28 protein-coding genes are annotated in these 24,236 nt (G+C 39.0%); 26 read left to right on the top strand and 2 right to left on the bottom strand.

Features of this window, described 5'->3' with window-relative positions; all coding sequences use genetic code 11:
- Nucleotides 1–22 precede the first annotated feature (22 nt).
- The 24 genes from MMP72_RS01665 (at nucleotide 23) to pyrF (ending at nucleotide 19,114) form a co-directional block, all read left to right on the top strand.
- Nucleotides 23–652 carry a MotA/TolQ/ExbB proton channel family protein gene (locus tag MMP72_RS01665; protein WP_241313930.1) on the top strand — a complete coding sequence of 210 codons (630 nt, stop codon included), beginning with the start codon at nucleotides 23–25 and terminating at the stop codon, nucleotides 650–652.
- A gap of 15 nt (nucleotides 653–667) precedes the next feature.
- Nucleotides 668–1,096 carry a biopolymer transporter ExbD gene (locus MMP72_RS01660; protein ID WP_241313929.1) on the top strand — a complete coding sequence of 143 codons (429 nt, stop codon included), beginning with the start codon at nucleotides 668–670 and terminating at the stop codon, nucleotides 1,094–1,096.
- Nucleotides 1,093–2,820, top strand: a complete 1,728-nt coding sequence (msbA, locus tag MMP72_RS01655; protein WP_241313928.1) for a lipid A export permease/ATP-binding protein MsbA — start codon at nucleotides 1,093–1,095, stop codon at nucleotides 2,818–2,820. Before MMP72_RS01660 ends, msbA begins: the two co-directional genes overlap by 4 nt.
- Before the next feature lie 2 nt (nucleotides 2,821–2,822).
- The gene (gene lpxK, locus MMP72_RS01650; RefSeq protein ID WP_241313927.1) at nucleotides 2,823–3,833 is read left to right on the top strand and encodes a tetraacyldisaccharide 4'-kinase; all 1,011 of its coding nucleotides are present in this window, start codon (nucleotides 2,823–2,825) and stop codon (nucleotides 3,831–3,833) included.
- A gap of 9 nt (nucleotides 3,834–3,842) precedes the next feature.
- On the top strand, nucleotides 3,843–4,604 hold the full coding sequence (gene kdsB, locus MMP72_RS01645) for a 3-deoxy-manno-octulosonate cytidylyltransferase (RefSeq protein WP_241313926.1): 762 nt from the start codon (nucleotides 3,843–3,845) through the stop codon (nucleotides 4,602–4,604).
- A gap of 4 nt (nucleotides 4,605–4,608) precedes the next feature.
- Nucleotides 4,609–5,607 (top strand): DNA polymerase III subunit delta', encoded by a 999-nt coding sequence (locus MMP72_RS01640; RefSeq protein WP_241314022.1) that lies wholly within the window; start codon nucleotides 4,609–4,611, stop codon nucleotides 5,605–5,607.
- Between the two features lie 174 nt (nucleotides 5,608–5,781).
- Nucleotides 5,782–6,090: a hypothetical protein gene (locus tag MMP72_RS01635; protein WP_241313925.1), complete on the top strand. Its 309-nt coding sequence runs from the start codon at nucleotides 5,782–5,784 to the stop codon at nucleotides 6,088–6,090.
- A 357-nt stretch (nucleotides 6,091–6,447) separates the two neighbouring features.
- Nucleotides 6,448–6,792 (top strand): PilZ domain-containing protein, encoded by a 345-nt coding sequence (locus MMP72_RS01630; protein ID WP_241313924.1) that lies wholly within the window; start codon nucleotides 6,448–6,450, stop codon nucleotides 6,790–6,792.
- 22 nt (nucleotides 6,793–6,814) lie between these two features.
- Nucleotides 6,815–7,588 carry a TatD family hydrolase gene (locus tag MMP72_RS01625; protein ID WP_241313923.1) on the top strand — a complete coding sequence of 258 codons (774 nt, stop codon included), beginning with the start codon at nucleotides 6,815–6,817 and terminating at the stop codon, nucleotides 7,586–7,588.
- A 41-nt stretch (nucleotides 7,589–7,629) separates the two neighbouring features.
- Entirely contained in the window at nucleotides 7,630–8,238 is a 609-nt protein-coding gene (locus MMP72_RS01620; protein WP_241314020.1) for a TetR/AcrR family transcriptional regulator, read from the top strand.
- A 189-nt stretch (nucleotides 8,239–8,427) separates the two neighbouring features.
- Complete coding sequence (locus MMP72_RS01615) at nucleotides 8,428–9,006, top strand: type II secretion system protein (protein WP_347005569.1); 579 nt, start codon at nucleotides 8,428–8,430, stop codon at nucleotides 9,004–9,006.
- Nucleotides 8,993–9,373 carry a type II secretion system minor pseudopilin GspI gene (gspI, locus tag MMP72_RS01610; RefSeq protein WP_241313922.1) on the top strand — a complete coding sequence of 127 codons (381 nt, stop codon included), beginning with the start codon at nucleotides 8,993–8,995 and terminating at the stop codon, nucleotides 9,371–9,373. Before MMP72_RS01615 ends, gspI begins: the two co-directional genes overlap by 14 nt.
- Nucleotides 9,374–9,558: 185 nt before the next feature.
- A complete protein-coding gene (gene gspJ, locus MMP72_RS01605; protein ID WP_241314016.1) occupies nucleotides 9,559–10,188 on the top strand; it encodes a type II secretion system minor pseudopilin GspJ in 630 nt (209 codons plus the stop codon).
- A gap of 5 nt (nucleotides 10,189–10,193) precedes the next feature.
- Nucleotides 10,194–11,150, top strand: a complete 957-nt coding sequence (gspK, locus tag MMP72_RS01600) for a type II secretion system minor pseudopilin GspK (RefSeq protein ID WP_241313921.1) — start codon at nucleotides 10,194–10,196, stop codon at nucleotides 11,148–11,150.
- A 106-nt stretch (nucleotides 11,151–11,256) separates the two neighbouring features.
- Nucleotides 11,257–11,853, top strand: a complete 597-nt coding sequence (locus tag MMP72_RS01595; protein ID WP_241313920.1) for a 6-carboxytetrahydropterin synthase — start codon at nucleotides 11,257–11,259, stop codon at nucleotides 11,851–11,853.
- 44 nt (nucleotides 11,854–11,897) lie between these two features.
- Complete coding sequence (gene ung, locus MMP72_RS01590; RefSeq protein ID WP_241313919.1) at nucleotides 11,898–12,611, top strand: uracil-DNA glycosylase; 714 nt, start codon at nucleotides 11,898–11,900, stop codon at nucleotides 12,609–12,611.
- Nucleotides 12,608–13,732, top strand: a complete 1,125-nt coding sequence (locus MMP72_RS01585) for an enoyl-CoA hydratase/isomerase family protein (RefSeq protein WP_241314014.1) — start codon at nucleotides 12,608–12,610, stop codon at nucleotides 13,730–13,732. The genes ung and MMP72_RS01585 overlap by 4 nt, the downstream gene beginning before the upstream one ends.
- 5 nt (nucleotides 13,733–13,737) lie before the next feature.
- Nucleotides 13,738–14,244: a tRNA adenosine(34) deaminase TadA gene (gene tadA / locus MMP72_RS01580; protein ID WP_241313918.1), complete on the top strand. Its 507-nt coding sequence runs from the start codon at nucleotides 13,738–13,740 to the stop codon at nucleotides 14,242–14,244.
- 70 nt (nucleotides 14,245–14,314) lie between these two features.
- Nucleotides 14,315–14,755, top strand: a complete 441-nt coding sequence (locus MMP72_RS01575) for an SRPBCC family protein (protein ID WP_241313917.1) — start codon at nucleotides 14,315–14,317, stop codon at nucleotides 14,753–14,755.
- 9 nt (nucleotides 14,756–14,764) lie between these two features.
- Nucleotides 14,765–15,445: a (d)CMP kinase gene (gene cmk / locus MMP72_RS01570; protein WP_241313916.1), complete on the top strand. Its 681-nt coding sequence runs from the start codon at nucleotides 14,765–14,767 to the stop codon at nucleotides 15,443–15,445.
- A 113-nt stretch (nucleotides 15,446–15,558) separates the two neighbouring features.
- Nucleotides 15,559–17,241, top strand: coding sequence for a 30S ribosomal protein S1 (gene rpsA, locus MMP72_RS01565; protein ID WP_241313915.1), 1,683 nt, complete (start codon nucleotides 15,559–15,561; stop codon nucleotides 17,239–17,241).
- Between the two features lie 156 nt (nucleotides 17,242–17,397).
- Complete coding sequence (locus MMP72_RS01560) at nucleotides 17,398–17,700, top strand: integration host factor subunit beta (RefSeq protein ID WP_004671373.1); 303 nt, start codon at nucleotides 17,398–17,400, stop codon at nucleotides 17,698–17,700.
- Between the two features lie 14 nt (nucleotides 17,701–17,714).
- Nucleotides 17,715–18,080, top strand: coding sequence for a lipopolysaccharide assembly protein LapA domain-containing protein (locus MMP72_RS01555; protein ID WP_241313914.1), 366 nt, complete (start codon nucleotides 17,715–17,717; stop codon nucleotides 18,078–18,080).
- Nucleotides 18,081–18,400: 320 nt separating this feature from the next.
- On the top strand, nucleotides 18,401–19,114 hold the full coding sequence (pyrF, locus tag MMP72_RS01550) for an orotidine-5'-phosphate decarboxylase (protein WP_241313913.1): 714 nt from the start codon (nucleotides 18,401–18,403) through the stop codon (nucleotides 19,112–19,114).
- Between the two features lie 171 nt (nucleotides 19,115–19,285).
- On the opposite strand, the gene MMP72_RS01545 is transcribed toward pyrF, so the two are convergent.
- Nucleotides 19,286–20,203 carry a lysine exporter LysO family protein gene (locus MMP72_RS01545; RefSeq protein ID WP_241313912.1) on the bottom strand — a complete coding sequence of 306 codons (918 nt, stop codon included), beginning with the start codon at nucleotides 20,201–20,203 and terminating at the stop codon, nucleotides 19,286–19,288.
- 47 nt (nucleotides 20,204–20,250) lie between these two features.
- Entirely contained in the window at nucleotides 20,251–21,765 is a 1,515-nt protein-coding gene (locus MMP72_RS01540) for an NAD(P)/FAD-dependent oxidoreductase (protein ID WP_241313911.1), read from the bottom strand.
- Nucleotides 21,766–21,920: 155 nt separating this feature from the next.
- On the opposite strand from MMP72_RS01540, the gene MMP72_RS01535 reads away from it, so the two are divergent.
- Nucleotides 21,921–22,940, top strand: a complete 1,020-nt coding sequence (locus MMP72_RS01535; protein ID WP_241313910.1) for an AraC family transcriptional regulator — start codon at nucleotides 21,921–21,923, stop codon at nucleotides 22,938–22,940.
- Nucleotides 22,941–23,058: 118 nt separating this feature from the next.
- Complete coding sequence (gene zapE, locus MMP72_RS01530; RefSeq protein WP_241313909.1) at nucleotides 23,059–24,204, top strand: cell division protein ZapE; 1,146 nt, start codon at nucleotides 23,059–23,061, stop codon at nucleotides 24,202–24,204.
- The last annotated feature ends 32 nt before the right edge of the window (nucleotides 24,205–24,236 follow it).

Raw genomic sequence — 24,236 nt, 5'->3', positions numbered from 1 at the left:
TTAAATATTATTGGGGAATAATATGTGGGAACTTGTGAAAGCGGGTGGCTGGTTAATGCTGCCGCTTACTCTCTCATCAATTTTTACGGTTGCAATTACAATTGAACGATATCTTCGTTTAAAACGGTCACAAATATTACCTCAAGCTTTGTTGGTAAATAGTTCTAATTTTGAATCAGTTATCGAGCATTTAGAGCAGGATGAGGCAAAACAAAGTCCTTTAGGGCGTATCCTAAATGCTGGCTATGAGCATAAAGATCAAGGTGAACAATTTGCCTGTGCTCAAATGGAAGCCACTGCTTCACAAGAAGTCAATTATCTAGAAAAAAATATAAACTTTTTAGGTACCTTGGGTGCAATTGCGCCATTACTGGGTTTGTTGGGAACTGTATTGGGGATCATTGAAGCATTTTTAGTAATTGATATCGGTTCTTCTGGTAATGCCAGTATGATGATGCCTGGTATTTCAAAAGCATTAATTACCACTGCTGTTGGGATGTTAATTGCAATCCCCGCCATGATTGCCTATCGCTATTTTCAACGCGTGGTTCATGAATATGTCGCTGAGTTAGAGCAACAATCAACATTGTTTCATGCTGCGCTTTTCCATAAGAAAGCACCACATGTACAAGAACACCGTCGTGCAAGCTAAGCATAGGGTGTCATAATGAAATTTAAACGTTCTCAGGTTGAAGATATTCATATCAATTTGACGCCAATGATTGACTGTATGTTATTTATTTTGGTGTTTTTATTACTTTCAACTACTTTTAGTCAGCAAAGTCGTATCAATCTTACGCTGCCAGACGCGCAAGGCGTTCCGCCGAAACAATTCGATCACAAAATTGAAATCATGGTAGACTCAAAAGGGTATTATTCTGTGAACGGCCAAGCATTATCAAGTAAAGAGATTGCTGACCTAAGCACTGCAATTAAACAAGTTGCACAGGATCGTCGAGATTTTATGTTTATCATTGCTGCTGATGCAAATGCTGCACATCAAGATGTGATTCGTGTGATGGATGTGGCTGGACAGCTTGGCTTTGTAAATGTCAACATCAGCACTAAAGTTCCAACTAGAGGTTTTACTGAGTGAATCAAGATTTTAAAGTCTATTTGCGTCTTTTAGCTTATTTAAAATCTTATTGGGGTGTCGCCTTATTGGTATTGATTGGTTTCAGTATCAATGCTGCAACAGAAGTTTCGGTAGCTAAATTACTTAAATATATTATTGATGCGATTCAGAACGGTAGTCGAGAAGACTTAAACTGGTTTCCAGTCTTAATCATTTTGCTCATGTTCTTTCGTGGTATTGGCTTATTCCTTGGGGGATATTTTACAGCGGTGATCTCAAGAAGATTAGTGTTTAGTATTCGCCAAGAAGTATACGCAAAGCTGCTACGATTGCCATCCCAATACTATCTTGATAATACTTCAGGTCATATTAGTTCTAAGCTGATGTATAACGTACAGCAGTTGACAGCAGCATCTTCTGATTCACTGCAGACTTTAGTTAAAGATGGTTTGATTGTTATTGGCTTGCTCAGCTATTTATTTTATACCAACTGGCGTTTAACGCTCTGCATCATTGTGTTTATGCCTGTGATTGGTGTATTGGTTCGAGTTGCCGCGAAACGGATGCGTAAACTTTCGCTACAAGTACAAAATACCATGGGTGATGTGAATCACGTGGTTCAAGAAACCATCAATGGTAATTCAGTGGTTAAAAGTTTCACAGGTGAGGCTTTTGAACAGCAGCGTTTTTATAAGTCATCAGTAGAGAACCTTCGCCGCGGTTTAAAAATGGTTGTGGTTCAAAACATTAATAGTCCTGTTGTTCAGTTGATTTTGTCTTGTGCAATGGCGCTGATCCTCTGGTTAGCATTGAGACCACAAGTATTTGGTGATACATCTGCTGGTGAATTTGTCGCTTATATTACCGCCGCAGGTTTGATTTCAAGACCCGTGAAGAACTTAACGGATATTAATGAAAAACTACAACGTGGTTTAGCCGCCGCACATTCTGTTTTTGAGTTGTTAGATTTGCCAGAAGAAGAGAATAATGGACAACTTAAACCAGCGTTAAAGGGCAATATCCGATTTGACCAAGCCAATTTGCAATATAGTGATGGTACCCATGCGATTAAAGATTTCTCGTTAGATATCAAGGCTGGGCAAACCATTGCATTGGTTGGGCGTTCAGGAGCGGGTAAAACCTCTTTAGTCAATATGTTGCCACGTTTCCAAGAGCTGAGTCGTGGTCAGATTTATTTTGATGACATTCCCGTTCGAGAGATTGAATTACTCAGTTTGCGTTCGCAAATTGCCATGGTCAATCAACAAGTGGTACTCTTTAATCGTACCGTACGTGACAATATCGCTTATGGTCAATTGCAAGATTCAAGTGATGAGCAAATTATTGCTGCTGCAAAAGCCGCTTATGCGCATGACTTTATTATGGAATTGCCGCATGGATACGACACCGTTCTGGGCGCACAAGGCTTGAATCTATCCGGTGGTCAACGCCAGCGTATTGCTATTGCAAGAGCGATTTTGAAAGATTCTCCGATCCTAATTTTAGATGAAGCAACCAGTGCGCTTGATAATGAGTCGGAGTTCTTTATTCAAAGAGCTTTTGATGAGGCAATGCAAGGTCGTACAACGATCGTTATCGCACACCGTTTATCAACAGTAGAAAATGCTAACCTTATTGTGGTGATGGATAAAGGTAAAATTGTAGAGCAGGGTACGCACGCCGAATTACTTGCTAAACACGGTATGTACTATCAGTTGCATCAGCGTAACTTTGAGGAAGATTAATTATGTCGATGGCGCAACGTATACAAGATGCTTGGAATGAGCAAGCTTCATGGTTAATCGTATTGCGCCCATTGTCATGGTTATATCGGTTCGGCTTTTGTCTGAATCAGAGTTTGTATAAGGTTGGGGTCAAGATGGTTTACCACGCTCCTGTACCAGTGATGGTGATTGGCAATATTACGGTGGGTGGAAGTGGTAAAACACCGCTATTGATTCAACTGGTTAAATATCTACAGCAGCAAGGCGTTCGTGTCGGAGTGATTAGTCGTGGTTATGGTGGTGAAGGCCCGTTCCCGCTTTTAGTGAATCCGCATTCAGAACCTACAGTTGCAGGTGATGAGCCTTGTTTGATTGTTCAATCAACCAATGTTCCAATGGCTGTTGGGCCTAATCGACAAGCTTCTATAGAGTTGTTATTGCAAACTGCTGATGATCTTGATTTGATTATTAGTGATGATGGTCTTCAACACTGGGCCTTAGCTCGTCAGATCGAGTGGATTGTATTGGATCAAAACCGTGGTTTAGGCAATGAAAAGCTATTACCTGAAGGGTATTTGCGAGAACCAAAATCAAGATTAAAAAGCAGCACAGTCATCGAACATACTAAAGTTGCAAAGCCACAAAACAATATGTATTTGGATATTGGACAGCCTTATCTTCTCAAGACGGATTTGGAGTTAAGTTGGTTCGACGCAAACCAATATTTTAATGCGGTCGTTGGTATTGGCTTTCCACGGCGCTTTTATCAAACCCTGAGCAAGCTGGGTGTGAGTCAATATCAAGCGCATGAATTTCCTGATCACCATGATTATGAGATTTCAGATTTAATCTTCGATTCGCAAGATGCAATTATTACAACTGAGAAAGATGCTGTAAAATTTAAGCGTTTGTTGCAACAGCATCCCGAATTTAATATCCCAATTTGGGTCGTACCCGTTGAGGCCGTTTTGTCATCTGATTGTTATGACTTGTTGAGACAGCAGTTACAACAAGTTGGTATTCAATTTTCTTAGAGAATCACCATGAAACATATCGTTATACCTGCTCGTTTTGCGAGTTCGCGTTTGCCAGCAAAACCACTTTTATTGATTCATGGTCGTCCGATGATATTACGTGTCGTGGATCAGGCGAGAAAGGTCGATGGTTTTGATGATTTATGCGTAGCGACGGATGATCCTCGAATTGCTGATGTTTGCCGTGCCGAAGGTGTGGATGTGGTTTTAACCAGTGCGGATCATCCATCTGGGACAGATCGTTTGAGTGAAGTTGCTCGCCTTAAAGGTTGGGCAGAAGACGATATTATTGTCAATGTTCAAGGTGATGAACCTTTACTTCCTGCACAACTGGTTAAACAAGTAGCACAACTTCTTGTGGATAATCCGCAATGTTCAATGTCTACGTTATGCGAGCAGATTGATCATTTAGACGAATTTCAACGCGATAGTATTGTTAAAGTCGTCATGTCTAATCGGAATGAAGCGCTCTATTTTAGTCGTGCAACGATTCCATATGATCGTGATGGTGTGAAGCAAGCTGAGGTTAAGTTGCATGATCAGGCATTCCGCCATCTAGGTTTATATGCTTATCGTGTCAAATTGCTACAAGAGTATGTGACTTGGCAACAGGGCAATCTGGAAAAACTGGAGAGTCTGGAGCAATTACGTGTGCTGGAAAATGGCCATCGTATTGCGATTGCAGTTGCAGAAGCCAATCTCCCACCAGGTGTCGATACTCAAGCTGATTTAGATCGACTTAATGCAATGCCTGTGAGTGCATTTGAATAATATGATCGTCAATATCCAACCTCAAATGACTTATTCTTGGCATGAACAAACTTGGGAGCTGCTGACAACGCGCTTCCCAGAAATTGGACATGGTTTATTATTCTATGGGAAGCAAGGTTGTGCAAAAAAAGCGTTTGCTGAGCGCTTTGTTGCTTGGATATTATGTGCAAATAAACAGCCCCAAGCGGCTTGTGGTGAATGTGCAAGCTGCCAATGGTTAAAATCAGATACGCATCCTAATTATGTGCATATCACGACAGACGAAGACAATAAAAAACAAAATGCAAAAATTAAAATAGAAAAAATACGTGATTTACTTCCTTTTGTTCAGCAAACTGGAGAGGGTTGGCGAGTTATCGTCATAGAGCCTGCGGAAGCTTTAAACATGGCTTCTGCAAATGCATTACTTAAAACACTAGAAGAACCAGGTGAGAAAGTCATTTTGATTTTACTTGCGGATCATTACTTAAAATTGCCTGCAACGATTCGCAGTCGTTTGCAACGTTTCGCTTTAGATCGGTTGAGTGTGGAAGATGCACAGTCATTTGTGCAACAGCAAGTTCCAGACATTACGACTGAGCATATTTCATTATTGCTAAATCTGGCAAATGGCATGCCTTTGACTGCGATTGAAATAGAGCAAAGCGGTTGGCTGCAAAAGCGTACTTCTTTTTTAAGTGATTGGCTAAAGTTGGTTGCTGAAAAAAATATGCCGCTGCACTATGCCAACAAATGGTCGAAAGAGCTAAGTTTTACAGAGTTTATGACCATGTTTGAGTATTTATTGGGTGATTTAATCAGTTTTAAGTTGAATCAATCATTAAGAAATGATGATTTGGATTTCCATGATTTAGCTGAACGATATCATTTAGAGCGCTTATTCACGATTTATGCTGACGTACAGCAAAAGAAGTTGATGGTGGCACAGAATGTACAAACGCAATTGGTTGTCGATGAATTGTTTATTCAGTTAATGAATGTTGAGCTTGGATTTTCGCAATAATAAGGTAATCGCTTCTTTTTTGTGGCTAAGCGCATAGAAATTTAAGGGTTAGCTACATTTTATGATGTTTTGTAAATTTTGTATTTAAATTGTTTTTTTATCTCATCTTCCTCATTAAAAATATATAAAATGTGAGTTACTTCACAATAATATTAAAAAATAAGGAATATGATGATGAAAATAAGATCTATAGCTGTTGCATTATTACTTGTCATTATACCCGCTATTGCGATAGCTGAACCCAAGTTTGAGTCAAATATTGATGGTTCATCTATTCTGATCAATGCGTCTAATCATGGTTCACAATCTTATGAGTGTGTGTATAGCTATTCGTTTAATCATACTCAACAAAATGCTAGCGTGAATCAGTTCAATGGTAAGCTTTATATTGAGGCTGGGGCACGACAGGTCGCTGTTGTGACACGACATACAGATCAAGCGATCAGTAAACTAAATTTCGATTATAAGTGCACTGAAAAATAAACTTTTTTAAAATCAATTGAATCGCTCATCATGTAGTTTGCTGATGGGCGGTTTTTCGTTTTTGTAATGAACTTTATTTGAAAGCTTTGTCTAATATTTTATGAGACAGGATCTTTGTAAATCACTTATCTATCTAAATAAAAGCCATTTTGAGTGTTTTCACGACATTTTGCTGAAACAGCATTTGTTGTTTCTAGGATTGTTTTCTATAATCAAATGATAAATCATGTATAGATACTAAGTTGACGGTCATTCAAAGGAAGTTTTAGAAAACATATCAAAGAGAATTGATATTTTTATAAGTTTATCAATGTTAAAACGATGTTGATAATTTTGTGTATTTAACAGGGGAAGGTTATGCAACATCAAATGATGGGTGGAATTATACAGGTCAATATTCCTGATAAGGCAACCCTGCAATCGAGCTATATGCCTTTTGTACAAGGGGGCGGATTATTTGTTCCCACTAAACAAGCTGTAAAAATGGGGCAGGAAGTATTTATTTTGGCTACACTACCAGAGCAATCTCAAAAGATTCCGCTCACTGGTAAAGTCATTTGGATTTCACACAAACAAACACATTTCAAGCCTCAGGGTTTTGCGATTCAGTTGGCTGGTGAAAAAGGTGTGTATTATAAGAACGAAGCTGAGAAATTATTGGCAGGTTCTAAGAGTATGGATCGTCCAAGTTATACGATGTAAGCGTAATGAATAGGAAGAAAGAGTGTTTGTTGATACGCATTGCCATTTAACCCTGTTAGATCTAAGTCCTTATGATGGGGATTTAGATCAAGCACTTGCACAAGCTCGACTTGCAGGTGTTTCAAAATTTATGGGAATCTCGGTTGATCTTGATGATCATATTAAACTGGCAGAAATTGCTTCCCGTCATGATGATGTGGGCTATACAGTCGGTGTGCATCCCTGTGAGGATGATCATATTATGGCACGGGCGACAACGGACTATTTGGTGGAATTGGCTCAATCCGAAAAGGTCTGGGCTTTGGGCGAAACAGGCTTAGATTATTATCACAGTACAAATTTTGTAGCTGAGCAAAAACAGTGTTTTGCTCGACATATTCAAGCATCAAAAATTGTAAAGAAACCTGTGGTTGTGCATACACGCTCTGCTAAGCACGATACAGTTGATATTATTCGGGCTGAACAATCTACCCACGGCATATTGCATTGTTTTACTGAAGACTGGGAAACGGCAAAAGCAGTTTTAGATTGTGGTTACTATATTTCGTTTTCTGGCATTATCTCATTTAAAAATGCACAAGATTTACGTGATGTTGCGAAACAAGTTCCATTAGATCGTGTACTGATTGAAACGGATAGTCCTTATTTGGCACCGATGCCTTATCGAGGAAAAACCAACGAACCTAAATATGTGCCATATGTAGCAAAAGCGTTGGCTGATGTATATCATAAATCAGTTGAAGAAATTGGTGTGATTACAACACAGAATTTTGAGAATCTTTTAAATTTTAAATAAACGGTTTTTGTTGTATTAGGAAAGAGAGTTATCACGTGAAAATGGATCGTCAAGCTCAGTTTCGGGCACGAGAAGTATTAATTTTTCAAATCGCTGAGCAACTCCTATTAGAAAATGGTGAAGCTGGCATGACCCTTGATGCTTTGGCGGCTGAATTGGATCTTGCGAAAGGTACCTTATATAAACACTTTCAGAGTAAAGATGAATTATATATGTTATTGATTATTCGCAATGAGCGAATGTTGCTCGAAATGATTCAAGATGTGGAAAAAAGCTTTCCTGAACATTTAGCTTTTTTTATGTTGCATCATTTACACCATCCTGAACGTACGGCATTATTTCATCAAATTGAAGAGCGTTTATCGACGACTGCACAAGGTATTCAGCAGTTATTTAGTGAGTTGTATAAGATCCGTCGTCAACGCTTACGTATTATTATTCGAATGACAGAGAGTTATCTACTTGATATTCAGAGTAGTATGACAACCCGTGATTATTTAGCATCGATTTGGTCTTTGACCTATGGCGCAGCCGTTATCCTGAATTCAAGTTTTTATCAGCGTTATTTAGGTTCTAGAGATACATTGCGAGTCGCTTATATTGAGCAAGCTCTGGCCATGCCTAAGAAGCTTGAACAAGTCGCATCATAATTGATAATTAAAATGAAATTATCTACGAGCCGCTCCGAACAACGCTCTCAGTCTTCTAGTGAGGCTGTGCCTCTCAGATCGAGCGCTGCTCGATTTAATCGTGTTAACTTCGAGCATAGCTCTACATCTTCTTGCGAGGCGGTGCCTCTCAGGACAAAGTTTCACTTTGTTAATCCTACTACTCGAAGCATAGCTTCTCGTCTTGCAGCAGGGTCGAGCGTTACTCGACGTAACCCTGCCTCAGGATTTACGTTGATTGAGATCATGGTGGTGATTGTCATTATGACCATCATGACATCGTTAGTGGTCTTAAATATCGGTGGTGTTGATCAACGCAGAGCGATGCAAGCCAGAGAAATGTTTATTCTTGATTTAAAGAAAATCAATAAGGAATCTACTGATCAAGCAAAAGTTTTTGCATTAAATACTCAGAATGCAACAGATGTTTCACCTTTTAGTTATAACCTGTTTGAATATCATGATCAAAGTCATGAGCGTATCCAACAAGCTGATCGTATTTGGCAGGTTTATCAAGAGTTCAAACCTCGTCAACTACCGACAAATGTATCTTTTAGCGTCCAAAGTATAGATACACAAAACTATACAAAGGCACAAAATGATGATTTGTTGGGAGGAAGAGCTCCGCAACTTATTTGGTTTGGCAATGGCGAGGTTAAACCTGTTCGGATTCAATTCTATTATGAGCAACGGCCGATTGGACATGAGCTGTCGCTGGATCATTTGGGTAAAGTGAATGAAGAAGAATAAGGCATTTACCTTACTTGAAGTTATGGTCGCACTTGCGATCTTTGCTGTGGCAGCGATTGCATTGACTAAAATTGCAATGCAATACACCCAAGCAACCTCAAATGCGATTTTGCGGACCAAAGCTCAATTCGTTGCAATGAATGAAGTGGCAATGATGGAAATGAGTAAAGAGTGGTTAGATGGAACTCAATCAAAACAAGTTTCTTCACAGGGTGAAACGTGGCAAATTGATAAAAAATCCGAACCTACAATTAGTCCAAAAATACAACGTATTGAGCTACAGATCAGTTTATTTAATGTTGAACAGGATAAAGTTGAAGCAGGTATTAGCAACATTGTGTTTTTTAATCATCCAACAGAAAGTTAAATCGTATGGACAATAACAAGAACAACGACCATTTCGCAATTTCTCCGTCTTCTTGCAAAGCAGTGCTTCTCAGGTCGAGCGCCAACCCTCGTACTCGAAGCATAGCTTCTCGTCTTGCAGCAGGACCGAGCTTTGCTCGACGTAACCGTATTCACTTCGAGCAAAGCTCTCCGTCTTGCGCTCGGGTGAAACGTTGTTTCACTAATCCTCACTCAGGATTTACTTTGGTGGAATTGCTGGTTGCGATTGCAATTTTTGCTGTGCTTTCTATGTTGGGATGGAAAGTCTTTGACTATTTGCTGAAAGTCAAAGATCGTAATGCGGAACATGAAATGCATTTATTTGCATTACAGGATGCTTATCAACAGGTCTTAAGAGATAGCTTGCAAATTATTCCTTTAACTGCCAATGATGGTCGGCAACTCCAAGCTGCTTTGGTGTTGAATGATCAAAGTTTTATGTTTAGTAAGGCTGGTGTGACCGATCCTTTGAAACAAGGTTTATCGCCGTACGAGCGTATTGAATATCGTTTTGATGAAACACAAAAAAAAGTTTATCGTTTGAAGTATGCAAATTTAAATATCCCAAATCGTGTGCAGCCAATCTCAAGTACTTTGTTGGAAAATGTAGATCAGTTTAAAGTAATGGTGTTAAATCCGCAGGAGTTGTCTGAGTGGCCAGAAAATATCAGCGATCCAAATAATGTGAATGAATTAAAAAAATTACCATTAGGTTTTAAAATACAACTTACTGTTGCAGGCACAGATTATGAGTGGGTATATAGTCTGGTCAGTACCAATCAGAGTGGTCAGTGATTCCTATGAATACTTGTGCGCCTCAACGTGGCATCGCATTACTCACCATCTTGGTTATGGTTGCACTGGCGACGATTCTTGCAGCAACGATTGCAAAACGACAAAGTAATAGTGCTGAGAATACGGGCTATTTAATGCGTCAAAACCAGTCCTTACTTTATGCAAAAAGTGCCGAGGCATTTTTTTCGGAATTATTGGTTCAAGATAGTGATAATGGGAACAGTGTTGATCATTTACAGGAAAATTGGGCTAAGCCTATGCCATCGTTTCCTGTTGATGGTGGTTCGGTTCAAGGTCGTTTAATAGATGAATCTGGAAAATTCAACTTAAATAATTTGGTAAAAGCCGATGGTGCTGAGGTTGATGATTTAGCTCGACGTTGGTTTGAAAAACTATTACAGCGTGTAGGCTTACCAGCAGAACTCAGTCAGGCTGTGATTGATTGGCAAGACACTGACGATGAAACAACAGGTGCGATGGGCGCTGAGAGTAATTATTATCAAGGATTAGATCCGTCTTATTTAGCTCCGAATACCAAATTTCATAGTATTGAAGAGTTAAAGTTGGTCCGCGGATTTGAAGGGAAAAACTTTGATTTAATCAAGCCATATATTACGGCATTGCCTGAACCCACAAAAATAAATATGAACACAGCACCTGCATTATTGTTGGCCAGTATTGATCCTAGAGTTGATGTAAATGCTGTAGAGCAAGAATTAAAAGCAAAACAGGTGGATTTATCTCATTTCAGCAATGTTGAGGATTTATGGCAACTCAATGCTTTCTCTGGAATAGAGCAGCAAAATAAAGCAGACGCAGCGACTTGGTTAGACAGTAAATCCTCTTATTTTACCGCACAGATCGAAGTGGTTTTAAGTGAGCGGAAGCGTCAATTTGTTAGCTCAATGCATCGAAAGGATAAACAAGTCATAGTCTATTCAAGAAGTCTTGCCCCTTTTTAGTGGGTGGATTGGATTATTGAATAGTCACAAGATTTAAATTCGATCCCAATGCTTGTTTTTTTGCTTTATAATAAAGTTCATTTGCTGAAAAAGATTAGCTTGGTGCATGTTAATTCGTAAATTATTTAAGTTTGAAAACGCTCATATCGTACGGAATTGTACGTCGGATCGCTGTAAGCGTTCGATTCATGGGCATAGCTATAAAGTTGAATTATTACTCAAAGCGTCAAAGTTGGATCATGGGCAAATGGTTTATGATTTTGGGCTGTTAAAAGGCGTGATTAAAGAGTTATTTGATAGTTTTGATCATGCGATTTGTTATTGGCAAAAAGATGATCCAGCATATATTGATGCATGCAAAACATTTAGTGCACGATGGGTGGCTTTGCCTGTCTCACCATCAGCAGAACAGTTTTCGCGTATTTTCTTTTTTCTAGCGCAACAAGTATTGAATTCAACGGTTACCCAAAATGGTGAAGGTGATGTTGAAGTGTATTCTGTGATTGTTCATGAAACAGATACTGGCTATGCACAGAGCTTTCAAGAAGATATTGAAAATGAGCAAATGGGTGTATTGAGCCTAGATCAAATCGTTTTTTCAGAGCAGGTTCAGGCTGAGTGGAGTGATCCTGAAATGTATCAGCGTTTGAAAAAAGGAACGAGATTTCAAAACCCGCATGTAGAATTACAAGTTAATATTTAAGTACAGACTCACTCAAGGGAGTGACTTTATTTCAAGGAACATTGATGCAATTTACTGAACAACAACAAGATAAGCTAAGAAAAGTTCAGCTGGATGACTCATGGAAAACCTCATTATCCGAATTTTTGCTCGGTCAGAAAATGGATCATTTACGTGAATTCTTGCAACAGCAAAGACTTGCAGAGAAAACGATTTATCCACCAAGCAAACATATTTTTAATGCATTAAATACAACGCCTTTAAGTGCTGTAAAGGTGGTGATTTTAGGTCAAGACCCATATCACGGTCCAAATCAAGCAAATGGTCTAAGTTTTTCTGTACAAAGAGGGGTTGCATTACCGCCTTCTTTACGTAATATTTTCCATGAATTGCATAGTGATTTGGCTGTGCCTATTTCTCGACATGGTGATCTGAGCAAGTGGGCAGCGCAAGGTGTGTTGTTGTTAAATAGTGTACTGACCGTAGAGGCAGGGCAACCAACGTCGCATCAAAAACAAGGCTGGGAAGATTTTACTGATGCGGTGATTGATGTATTAAATGAGCAGCGCGAGCATGTGGTCTTTATTTTGTGGGGTGCTTATGCACAACGTAAAGGACAGCGTATTGATCGCAACAGACATCTTGTATTAAGTGCAGCTCATCCATCGCCATTAGCGGCAAACCGTGGTGGTTTTTTTGGCTGTAAAGTATTTTCTAAAAGCAATCATTATTTGAAACAACATGGCATTGAGCCTATAGACTGGCAATTGGACGCATAATGACTTCTCCTGATTTAAATAGCTATCATCCTGATTTGGTTATTGAGCAAGAAAAAAATGGTTGGCGAGTCATTCGTCTTAACCGACCGAAATCTTTACATGCATTAGATGAATCTATTGTAAGTGCACTTTTTCGAGTGTTTGAGCATTTTCATCATGATGAAAGTGTTAAAGCAATTTGGTTAGACTCCACCACACCGAAAGCGTTTTGTGCTGGCGGTGATGTGCGTAAACTTCGTCAATTGGTTGTAAATAATGAAGTTGACACGGCAAATAAATTTTTTGAGCAAGAATACGCATTAGACCTATTACTTCATAACTATGCTAAACCAATTGTGGTTTGGGGAGAGGGTTATGTGATGGGTGGTGGGCTTGGCTTATTTATGGCTGCACCATTTCGCTTAGTCACGCCTTACTCGCGTTTAGCAATGCCAGAAATCAATATTGGTTTATATCCAGATGTTGGCGGCAGTCGATTCCTTGCAGATCGAGGGCAAATTGGATTATTTACGGGTTTAACTGGTTCAATTATGACTGCAGCAGGTGCATTTAGCATCGGTTGGGCAACTCATATTTGTGAAGCGCAACGTGATAATGTATTGCAAAAAGTCTTAAATGTAGACTGGAATCATTACCCAGCAGGTGCCTTCCGTGCTATTGACGACACTTTAAATAGTCTTCATCGTCCAGTTGCAGCTGGTCCTTTACAAAACTCTATTGACGTTATTCACAGTGTTTGTCGTGGTCAAAACTTTGAGTTTGATTATCAGGCGATCATTGGGCTGAGCGAAGCAAGTAGTGATTGGTTACGCCAAGCAAGTGAGAATTTGCAAAAAGGTTCACCAAGCACAGCAGCGATCACTTGGTTGCTTTGGCAGTGGGGCAAACAGGGACATGCTTGGGATGAGGTTTTTGCACTTGAGGCTCAGATTTCTGATTGGAAGATTCGTCATCCTGACTTTGTGGAAGGGGTTCGTGCTCGCTTAGTGGATAAGGATCTTTCTCCAGAATGGAAAGCAACAGAGAACATCACCTTAAAAGATATTTTGTCTGATTGTCCACCAGTAACCAATATTGATAGTTGGAATGCCTTATTAAAACAATACGGTATTATTGTTTAAGGCATATGACTGAAAATAGTAGTACTGATGAGTTTTGGATGCAGTTTGCTTATGAGCAGGCTGCATTAGCTGCTGCACAGGGTGAGATCCCTGTGGGGGCTGTTATAGTCAGTCAAGGTGAAATTATTGGGGTAGGTTATAATGCGCCAATCAAGCTTTCGGATCCGACGGCACATGCTGAAATCCAAGCATTGCGTATGGCTTGCCAATCTATTAATAATTACCGACTTCCTGATGACGCCACGCTTTATGTCACGCTTGAACCTTGTACGATGTGCGTCGGTGCTTTAATTCATGCGCGTGTTCAACGTGTTGTATTTGCTACGACTGAGCCTAAGGCTGGTTCGTTAGTAAGTGCTCGTCAATTACTTGAAAATGGCTATTACAATCATAAATTTATCTTTGCACAAGGTTGTTTGCAAGCACAATGTTCAACCCAATTGAGTGATTTTTTTAAGCAAAGAAGAAGTGAAAAGAAGAAAAACCGTTTATCAAAAAACGTCCTTAAATGATTCAAAATGTCTTCGCTGTTGTGGCAAACTAAGCCTCCGATGATTTTGGCTTAATCAAAAAGGCGAAACTATGCGTAATGCAATCACCATAAAAAAAGAATTCAATGCACCGATCTCTGAGGTTTTTGACTTGTTGTCAAAACACGCGACTTATAATAAGGCATTTGCACCTTTACAAGTAGTGCGCGCGAAAGACTCTGCTGATCCTGAACGTCCTGATGGCATTGGTTCAATTCGTCGTATGGGTTTTGGTCCAATTAAACCATTGCAAGAAGAAATTACCTTGTTGGATGAAAACAAGCGTATTGAATATAAATTGATTAATAATCCTTTAGTCAAGCACCATTTAGGACAAATTGATTTTAAAGAAATTACACCTTATATCACTTTGGTGACTTATAAGATTGAATTTACAGCAAAAGCACCTTTTGTCAGTAAATTAGTTCTTGCACAACTCAAAGCAGCGATTACACTAGGATTTTCAAAATTAGCGAAGTCTGTTGCTTCATAAGAGATGAGAATGACAGTTCATATTATTACGATTGATGGTCCAAGTGGTTCTGGTAAAGGCACGCTGGCAGCAAAAATTGCAGCGCATTATGATTTCAATTTATTAGATTCAGGCGCGTTATATCGTTTACTTGGATTGTCATTATTTCAACAAGATTTGCTTGATCAAATTGATTCAAAACTAGAGCAGTGTATTGACTGTGCGGTCAATTTAGATATTGAATTTAAATCGACAGAAACAGGGATACTCATTTATCTAGATGGCGTAGATGTTACAAATACGATCCGAACTGAACAGGTTGGGGAGTATGCTTCTAAAGTAGCAACAGTACCTGAGTTAAGAAAAGCATTATTTGAACGTCAACGTGCATTTATCCAAGCACCAGGCTTAGTGGCCGATGGTCGTGATATGGCGACATCGATCTTTCCAGAAGCTCAAGCTAAAATTTATTTAACAGCATCGGCTGAGTCTCGTGCTGAGCGTCGCGTAAAACAGTTGCAGGGCATGGGGCTTGATGCTAAAATAAGCGACATTTTATCTAACATACAGGCTAGAGATAAAAGAGATATGGAGCGTACAGTTGCTCCGCTCAAGCCCGCTGAAGATGCGTATATCATTGATAGTTCTACAATAGGTATCAATGAAGTGTTTCAGTTGATGGTTGACTATATCAATAGCCGTGTAAAATAGATACACAATTTTTATCAGTTGAAGCATTGCTTGATCAGATTTTTTGGACAATGTAACAACTTAACTAAACCGGCCTTGTCTGATCCAAGACCGCGGACTTTATCAGGTATATCATGACCGAATCTTTTGCAGCCCTCTTCGAAGCCAGTGAATTAAACCTCAACGTTGAAAAGGGTGCAGTCATCCAAGGTACTGTTGTTAGTATCGATTCTGACTGGGTTACTGTTGACACTGGCCTTAAATCTGAAGGCGTTGTTGATCGTGCTGAATTTTTAAATGAACAACGTGAACTTGAAGTTCAAGTTGGTGATACTGTTGACGTAGTGGTTGAAGCACTTGACAACGGTATGGGTCAAACAGTTTTATCGCGTGAAAAAGCGAAACGTGCTGAAACTTGGACTAAACTTGAGAAAATCTTTGAAGACGGCGAAATCGTTACTGGTGTTATCTCTGGTAAGGTTAAAGGCGGTTTCACTGTTGACATCGGTCCTGTTCGTGCATTCTTACCGGGTTCTTTAGTTGACACGCGTCCTATCCGTGATACAACTCACCTTGAAGGTAAAGAGTTAGAGTTCAAAGTAATCAAGCTTGATGCTAAACGTAACAACGTTGTTGTATCTCGTCGTGCAGTTATGGAAGCTGAATCTTCAGCTGACCGTGAAGCATTACTTGCTCAACTCGAAGAAGGTCAAACAGTTACAGGTACAATCAAGAACCTTACTGATTACGGCGCATTCGTTGATCTTGGCGGTATTGATGGTCTTCTTCATATCACAGATATGGCTTGGAAACGCATCAAACACCCTTCAGAAGTTGTTGAAGTTGGTCAAGAAGTTACAGTTAAAGTACTTAAGTTTGACCGTGAGCGTAACCGCGTATCTTTAGGTCTTAAGCAATTAGGCGAAGATCCATGGTTAGCGATCATGAACCGTTATCCTAAAGGTTCTATCGTTAAAGCACGTGTAACTAACTTAACTGACTACGGTTGTTTTGCTGAAATCGCTGAAGGCGTTGAAGGCTTAGTACACGTTTCAGAAATGGATCACACTAACAAAAACATCCACCCATCTAAAGTTGTTCAGATTGGTGATGAAGTTGATGTTATGGTTCTTGAAGTTGATGAAGAACGTCGTCGTATTTCATTGGGTATCAAACAAACTCGTGCTAACCCATGGGAAGAGTTTGCTAAAGCAAATGAAAAAGGCGAAAAAGTTTCTGGTACGATCAAGTCAATCACTGATTTCGGTATCTTCATTGGTTTATCTGGTGGAATCGACGGTTTAGTACATTTGTCTGATATTTCTTGGAACGAACAAGGCGAAGAAGCTATTCGTCGTTACAAGAAAGGTGACACAGTTGAAGCAGTTATCTTATCTGTAGACGCTGAAGGCAACCGTATCAGCCTTGGTATCAAGCAATTAAACAGCGATCCATTCAATGACTTCTTGGCTGCGAATGAACGTGGTGCTTTAGTTAAAGGTACTGTGACTGCAGTTGATGCTAAAGGCGCAACAGTTAAACTTGCTGATGACATCGAAGCTACACTTAAAGCATCTGAAATCAATCGCGACCGCGTTGAAGATGCGACTAAGTTCTTAGAAGTTGGTCAAGAAGTTGAAGCTAAGATCATTAACGTTGATCGTAAATCTCGCTCTATCAACTTGTCTATCAAAGCGAAAGACGAAGCTGAAGAGAAAGAAGCTGTGAATACTGTTCGTCAAGCTGCTGCAACTCAAACTGCAGAAAGCAATGGTCCTAAAACCATTGGTGATTTAATTAAAGCACAAATGAAGTAATTTGTTAAAAGGTACGTTTCTTGTAACAGATACGTACTTTTTTATACAAAAATACTGTAAACGGTAGCGTAGTATTGATGTACTACGCTACCGTTTTGTATTTAAACAGGTTATTATTAAAATACTGAGAAGTAGCAATAATTAAAGAGGTCATCAATGACTACTGAAGCACTTAATAAATCTGATTTAATTGAACGGATTGCACTTAAAAATCCACACTTGGCTGAGCCTTTGGTGGAAGACGCTGTTAAGATTATGATCGATCAAATGATTGAAGCACTTTCAACGGGTGATCGGATCGAGATTCGTGGTTTTGGTAGCTTTGCTTTGCATCACCGTGAGCCACGTTTAGGTCGAAATCCTAAAACGGGTAAATCTGTTGACGTTGCTGCAAAAGCTGTTCCTCATTTTAAACCAGGTAAAGCACTTCGTGATGCAGTAAACGAAACCGCTGATTAAGAGTTGAGGTGTATATGCGTTATATACTAATTGCATTACTCGTTGTGATTTTTGGTTATTCGCTTGCTTTAGTGCTTCAAAACCCAACAGAGCTGCCAGTAGATTTATTATTTACTCAAGTACCTGCGATGCGTTTAGGTCTTTTGCTTTTATTGACTTTAGCATTAGGGGTTGTGGTCGGGTTGTTGCTGGCGGTTCAAGTTTTTCGCGTTTTCCAAACCAGTTGGGAAATTAAGCGATTACGTAAAGATATCGATCATCTTCGCAAAGAGCAGATTCAACTTGCTCAGCAAGCTGCCGCAGAAGTTGCAGCAAGTGTGAGACATGAGAAAACGGTGATGGATATTCATTCAGAAAGCCAACCTCGTAATCCGCTATAATTAAGATATTTCAAATGCTATAAAATCTTCTGGATTTTATAGCTACAAAAAGTAGCCCTTTATTTGATTAAAGGGCTATTTTTTTACCTCAAGGAAAGTCAAGGTATCTTGAGATAGCGGTGGTCATCATAGCCATTCGAATAATAATAAGAGAATACTTTTTCCAAGCAAATGTTATCCTGCTGATCAAGCGCATATTTTTTGAAGTGCTAGAAGACGATATTAATTTCTGAGCAAAAATAGCTTAATTCAGTCAGTGAGAAAGCTTTTTTTCATTGTGCATGTTTTCTTACTTTGTTCATTTTATTAATCACCTTATAATGAACCGATTTTTACGTGATGGAACTAGATTCGTGAGTATTATTGTTGCCTTAGATGCAAAAAGCCAATATGACGCCCTAACAATTGTCGATCAGCTTGATCCGTCACTATGTCGTGTAAAAGTGGGCAAAGAGCTTTTTACTCATGAAGGTCCATCGATTGTCAAAAACTTACAAGACAAAGGTTTTGAGGTTTTTCTTGATTTAAAATTTCATGATATTCCAAATACCACTGCTCAAGCAGTGTGTGCTGCTGCTGACTTAGGTGTCTGGATGGTCAATGTGCATGCATCTGGTGGTCGCAAGATGATGGAAACCTGTGTGGAGCGTCTCAAAGCAGGTCATTATCAAACTCAGTTGATTGCCGTTACGGTTTTGACTTCAATGGGTCGTGAAGATTTGCGCGATATTGGTTTAGATATTGAACCTGTTGAGCAAGTAAAGCGTTTAGCGAAACTCACTCAAGAAAGTGGTTTGGATGGTGTGGTGTGTTCAGCACAAGAAGCTAAAATCTTACGCGATATGTTAGGACAGGATTTTGCATTAGTTACCCCGGGTATTCGCCCTGAAGGTTCAAATGCTGATGATCAAAAACGTATTGTGACACCAAAACAAGCAATGTTGGATGGTTCAACTCATTTGGTGATTGGTCGTCCAATTACCAAGGCAGAAAATCCAACTGAGATGTTAAAGTCTATTTTGGCTTCGATTTAAGTCATTAATTTTAACATAGCCTCAAAAGTGGTACAGAGTCTGATACTTTTTGTATAGGCAATGCCTTACTTTTCACAGGTGAGGAGTGCACTCCGCAAGGCAGCTAAACGGGCGGCATTTATGCCGCCAACACGATAGTAAATGATGCGGAGAGTCTGTTAAAAATAGCAATTAAAATTTCAGATTTAAAAACAGAGTAATCAATAACGGCGCAAGTAAGGACAGAATTAAGCCGCTCATCATGGCATGTGGTACGTAATGCGTGCCACATGATTGTTTGACCATTGCAAGAGTTACATCCATTGAGGTTGCGCCAGCACTTGAAATAGCTGAACGCGGAAAGCGCCAACCGAGACAATACATCAATAGAATCGCAAAAATTTCTCTAAATAAGTCAGTCAATAAGGCAATACTACCTAATTGGGCTGAGTGTAATTCGGTAAATAAAATTCCTGACATCGAATACCAACCATAGCCTTGAGCTAAAGCCATCACTTCATTCAAGCTATAATTATTCGATAAAATGAAGTAGCTGAAAATTGAAGCCACACATGAGCCAATAAAAGCGGCAATAGGGACGAGTAAAATTCTCCAGCTTAACCAGCTACGATCAAATTGAGTAAAAGCAAGCTCAATGCCAATCAACAAAATAAAGACCAGTAATAAATACCAACTGTTAAATGCGATATGAAAACTTGATGCATTGACAAGGATTCCAAGCAGAATGCCGACACCCAATGCTAAAAATGCTTTAGCGATATTTTTTAAAGCATTTATAAACAGATGTAATGAAATTTTTCCTTGTACGCTTTGTCGATCAATCAGTTTATATGTAATTAAGCAGATGAAAAATGAGCCGATGGAGGTTGTAAATGCGATTAATAACGCGGGTGGTAAAATAGCAACTGGATTTTGAATATGGTTTAAAGCCTGAGTAAGTTCGAATGCAACACTGATCAATAAAACATAGGAGAAATAAGGCAATATTTTAAATACAAATTGTTTGATAGTTTGTGAAAGATGTGGGGCTACAAAATAGCCTAAGCTTATTGCAATAAAAATTTGGGAAATCAGAATAATGGATTGCATAAAAAAAGCAGGTTACGAATAACCTGCTTATTATGAAGAATTATTGTTTAGGCTGCATTGCTTTTTGTATTTGTCGCATCGCTACTGAAATTATAGTCTGCAACATTCACTTTACGTGTTTCTAACCAGAATTTCCAAGTATAGGTTGGCCATAAAGAGAAGTTTTTACCATCCGCAGCTTGATACCAACTGCTACAACCACCTGCTTGCCATACTGTACCTTTAAGCTGTTCTTGTACACGTTCATTAAACTGATCTTGTACTTCATGCTTAATTTCTACTGCTTGTGTACCCGTTTTATCTACGGTTTGGATAAGCTGTAAAATGTAATTCACTTGTGACTCGATCATAAAGATCACAGAGTTATGACCAAGAATGGTATTTGGTCCCAATAACTGGAATAGGTTAGGGAAGTTTTTGGTGCTGATACCATAGTAGCTTTCTGCACCATTTTTCCACGCTTGTTTAAGTTCAATTCCATTGCGTCCAACACAATCAAAATGCTTTAAGTAGATACGTGGATCAGTAATAAAGCCAGTACCATAGATCAAGCAATCGATTGGGCGTTCTTTGCCATCTTTGGTAATGATGCCATTTTCAGTAATTTCTTGAACACCATCCGTAATTAATTCAACATTTTTACGGTTGAAAGTCGGGAAGTATTTATTTGAAATCAAAATACGCTTACAACCCATAACAAAGTCTGGGGTCAGTTTTTTTGCAAGTTCTTTATCTTTTACTTGGAAGCGAATAAATGCTTCAGCAAGTTTTTGACCATATTTCATGATTTGAGGTTGTACAATGGGTACAACACGAGATTCATTGGTCCAATACAAACGCGTCCGGTGAATTTGGCGATAAAGATTGGATGCTTTGAATAAAGTCTTGCTGAGTTGTGAGTATTTGCGTTCATCACGAGGAATTACCCACGCGGCTGTACGTTGGAATACATAGAGTTGTTTCACTTCTGGTGCAATTTCAGGAATGTATTGAATTGCACTACCACCCGTACCAATAGAGGCAACAGATTTACCATTTAGATCATAATCATGATCCCATTGCGAAGAATGGAAAACCTTACCTTTAAATTTCTCAATCCCTTTTAGGTGTGGAACTTGAGGAACATGGAGTGGACCTGAAGCGAAAATAACAAATTGAGCTTCAAGCGTAGGCTGATCTTTAAACTCTACCGTCCAGAGATTACGATGCTCATCAAATTTGGCATGAGTGACTTCGTGATTAAATCTGCAAAAATCTTTCAATTTATATTGCTGAGTAATATCCTGAATATAATCAAAGATTTCATCTGCTTCAGCATAGCGCTTTGACCAATCGGTTTTTGGTGCAAAGGAAAGGGAGTACATGTGTGATTGCACATCACAGGCTGCGCCAGGATATTGGTTTTCACGCCATGTACCACCAACATCATCGGTTTTTTCTAAAATTACAAAATCTTCAATTTGGCTTTGTAATAGTCGAATAGCCATTGCTAAACCACCAAAACCTGCACCAATAATTGCAACTTTAGTTTTTTGAATTGCATTTTGGTTTACATCACGCATAGCCCACGCCCTATACCGCTAAATTTTGTGTCAGTTTAAAGGTTTTATCGAGATTAAATATGATTGTATAGACGTAAAACTTGATCATTTCGGCAATTCATTTATAGATGCTTTTATAGTAAAACATTAAAGTTTTGAGAATTGTATTCAGAAATATGAAGAGATCTATCCTCGGATTAATGTATTTGATTCAAGGCATGCGTCATGTCGGTATTGATGTGGATGCACGTTTAGCGAATATGGGGATACAGGCCGATGCTTTAGATCCAAGTTCAATTATACCTGATGCAATTGAATGGGATATTTTGCAACATATCAGTCAGGACATTTCACCTGAACAAGGCCTGTTCATTGGACAGCACTATGCTTTGGCTGGATATGGCCCATTTCTAATGTTGATTGTCACCAGTGACACTTTACATCACGCATTGTTGAATGGTGTACGTTTTCAGCAGCTCACCCATTTGTTTGGTTCTTTACAGCTCGAAATTAAAAATAACGCTATTTATTTATTCTATCAACCCATTGATCTAGATACCCATTTAGGACAGTTTAGAGCGCAATGTGAAATCTCAGGAACCTATAAGTTTCTACAAGATATTTTTAAAATGATGGGACTTGAAACACCCAATATTCAGATTGAATTGCCATTTAATAGACCAACAGATGTGCAATTAATTGCAGCATATCAGCAATATTATGGTCAAAATGTCAAATTTGGATGTAAACAAGCGGTATTTATTTTAGATAATACTCAAATTTTGGATGTTGCAATCCCTTCTGCTGATGCATTGACTTATAGACTGTATGAAGAAAAATGCCTACGTGATATCGAGCAATTAGAAAAGGTTTCTCATTCCAAAGTGACGATCGTGGAATACGTTGAGGATTATTTGGAATTGCAAAATGGGGTCATACCAACCATGACTGAAACGGCATGTGCATTGAAGATTCCTGAGCGGACTTTAAGGCATCAATTGCAGCAAATGCAGACCAGCTATAAAGAAATTCGTGAAAGACTAATTAAACAAAAAGCAATAAAATTTATAGAAGGTAGCTCATATTCAATCGAACAAATTGCGGAAATGTTGGGTTATTCTGAACCAGCAGCTTTCAATCATGCGTTTAAAAGATGGTTTGGGCACAGTCCTCGCCAATATAATCGAAATCATTAAATGATTAAAAATGGTACATTATGATGTTTAAACATGATGATAAATAAGCCTAAAATCTAATGTCTTTGAACTCAATGTTCGATATAATTTTCTTCAATTAAAATTGCAATAACACCTTATGTCAAATTCTAAACCAGACTCACATAGCACTGCATATACTCCAACATCACCTGCTGAGCGTTATGCTCACGCAATTGAGTCAGGACAATTCATGCCTGATGAAGCTCAGGCTCAGGCAGTGCAAGAGTTAGATCGAGTATGGAAAGAGTTACTTACTCGCTATAAGGCTTCTAAGAAAGCGTTTCGACGTTTCCGTCGTCAAACCTATCCGAAAGGTGTTTATATGTGGGGGGGAGTCGGTCGTGGAAAAACATGGCTCATGGATCAATTCTATGAATCTGTTCCATTCCGTCGCAAAATACGGATGCATTTTCATCACTTTATGCAACATGTACATAAAGAGTTGAATAAGCTTTCAGGACAGCGTAATCCACTAGATGCAGTTGCCGATCAAATTTATAAAAATGCGGTGGTGATCTGTTTTGATGAGTTTTTTGTATCAAACGTGACCGATGCAATGATTTTAAGTGATTTATTCCAAAAATTATTCGAACGTGGCGTGACCCTGATTGCAACCTCAAACATTGCACCAGAGGGCTTATATAAAAATGGTATTCATCGAGATCGCTTCTTGCCTACAATTGAGCTAGTACAGAAAAACTGTACAGTTTTGAATGTAGATGCAGGTATTGACTATCGTTTACGAGTATTAAAACAAGCACAGTTGTTTAAACATCCTCTTGGTCATGATGTGCAATCATGGATGTCAGAGCGTTTCCATGCTTTAACACAAACTCAAGTACAGTCTAACTCTCCTATCATGATTAATAATCGAGTGGTTGAGACGTTGGGACACACTGAAGATGTGTTGTGGTGTGAGTTCTCGGAATTATGTTTCAAGCCGCGTAGTCCTGCTGATTTTATTGAGATTGCCAATATTTATAATACGGTATTGGTAAGTGGTGTTCCGCATCTGACTGATTTCTTATCCGAGGGAACGCGCCGCTTCATTTATTTAGTTGATGAATTTTATGATCGTGGTGTGAAGTTGTTACTGACGTCTGAAGATTCAATTATTGAACTTTATAAAGGTGAACGATTGGCTTTTGAAATTGAGCGGACACGATCAAGATTGTTAGAAATGCAATCGGATGAATATTTAAATTCAGAACATCGGCAAATTCAAATTGCTAAAACATCATAAATTTAAAAGGCATTCTTCGGAATGTCTTTTTT

Origin of the sequence: Acinetobacter sp. NIPH 2699 (genome assembly GCF_022549355.1) — a bacterium.
Lineage (GTDB): Bacteria > Pseudomonadota > Gammaproteobacteria > Pseudomonadales > Moraxellaceae > Acinetobacter.
The sequence above is the reverse complement of the archived record's forward strand: the minus strand, read 5'-3'. Positions and strand labels throughout refer to the sequence as shown.

Excerpts from the sequence above, each read along its gene's own strand:
- MMP72_RS01665 (WP_241313930.1), top strand. The coding sequence starts at position 23 with ATGTGGGAACTTGTGAAAGCGGGTGGCTGGTTAATGCTGCCGCTTACT.
- MMP72_RS01660 (WP_241313929.1), top strand. The coding sequence starts at position 668 with ATGAAATTTAAACGTTCTCAGGTTGAAGATATTCATATCAATTTGACG.
- lpxK (WP_241313927.1), top strand. The coding sequence starts at position 2,823 with ATGTCGATGGCGCAACGTATACAAGATGCTTGGAATGAGCAAGCTTCA.
- kdsB (WP_241313926.1), top strand. The coding sequence starts at position 3,843 with ATGAAACATATCGTTATACCTGCTCGTTTTGCGAGTTCGCGTTTGCCA.
- MMP72_RS01635 (WP_241313925.1), top strand. The coding sequence starts at position 5,782 with ATGAAAATAAGATCTATAGCTGTTGCATTATTACTTGTCATTATACCC.
- MMP72_RS01630 (WP_241313924.1), top strand. The coding sequence starts at position 6,448 with ATGCAACATCAAATGATGGGTGGAATTATACAGGTCAATATTCCTGAT.
- MMP72_RS01620 (WP_241314020.1), top strand. The coding sequence starts at position 7,630 with ATGGATCGTCAAGCTCAGTTTCGGGCACGAGAAGTATTAATTTTTCAA.
- gspI (WP_241313922.1), top strand. The coding sequence starts at position 8,993 with ATGAAGAAGAATAAGGCATTTACCTTACTTGAAGTTATGGTCGCACTT.
- gspK (WP_241313921.1), top strand. The coding sequence starts at position 10,194 with ATGAATACTTGTGCGCCTCAACGTGGCATCGCATTACTCACCATCTTG.
- MMP72_RS01595 (WP_241313920.1), top strand. The coding sequence starts at position 11,257 with ATGTTAATTCGTAAATTATTTAAGTTTGAAAACGCTCATATCGTACGG.
- ung (WP_241313919.1), top strand. The coding sequence starts at position 11,898 with ATGCAATTTACTGAACAACAACAAGATAAGCTAAGAAAAGTTCAGCTG.
- tadA (WP_241313918.1), top strand. The coding sequence starts at position 13,738 with ATGACTGAAAATAGTAGTACTGATGAGTTTTGGATGCAGTTTGCTTAT.
- MMP72_RS01575 (WP_241313917.1), top strand. The coding sequence starts at position 14,315 with ATGCGTAATGCAATCACCATAAAAAAAGAATTCAATGCACCGATCTCT.
- cmk (WP_241313916.1), top strand. The coding sequence starts at position 14,765 with ATGACAGTTCATATTATTACGATTGATGGTCCAAGTGGTTCTGGTAAA.
- rpsA (WP_241313915.1), top strand. The coding sequence starts at position 15,559 with ATGACCGAATCTTTTGCAGCCCTCTTCGAAGCCAGTGAATTAAACCTC.
- MMP72_RS01560 (WP_004671373.1), top strand. The coding sequence starts at position 17,398 with ATGACTACTGAAGCACTTAATAAATCTGATTTAATTGAACGGATTGCA.
- MMP72_RS01555 (WP_241313914.1), top strand. The coding sequence starts at position 17,715 with ATGCGTTATATACTAATTGCATTACTCGTTGTGATTTTTGGTTATTCG.
- pyrF (WP_241313913.1), top strand. The coding sequence starts at position 18,401 with ATGAACCGATTTTTACGTGATGGAACTAGATTCGTGAGTATTATTGTT.
- MMP72_RS01545 (WP_241313912.1), bottom strand. The coding sequence starts at position 20,203 with ATGCAATCCATTATTCTGATTTCCCAAATTTTTATTGCAATAAGCTTA.
- MMP72_RS01540 (WP_241313911.1), bottom strand. The coding sequence starts at position 21,765 with ATGCGTGATGTAAACCAAAATGCAATTCAAAAAACTAAAGTTGCAATT.
- MMP72_RS01535 (WP_241313910.1), top strand. The coding sequence starts at position 21,921 with ATGAAGAGATCTATCCTCGGATTAATGTATTTGATTCAAGGCATGCGT.
- zapE (WP_241313909.1), top strand. The coding sequence starts at position 23,059 with ATGTCAAATTCTAAACCAGACTCACATAGCACTGCATATACTCCAACA.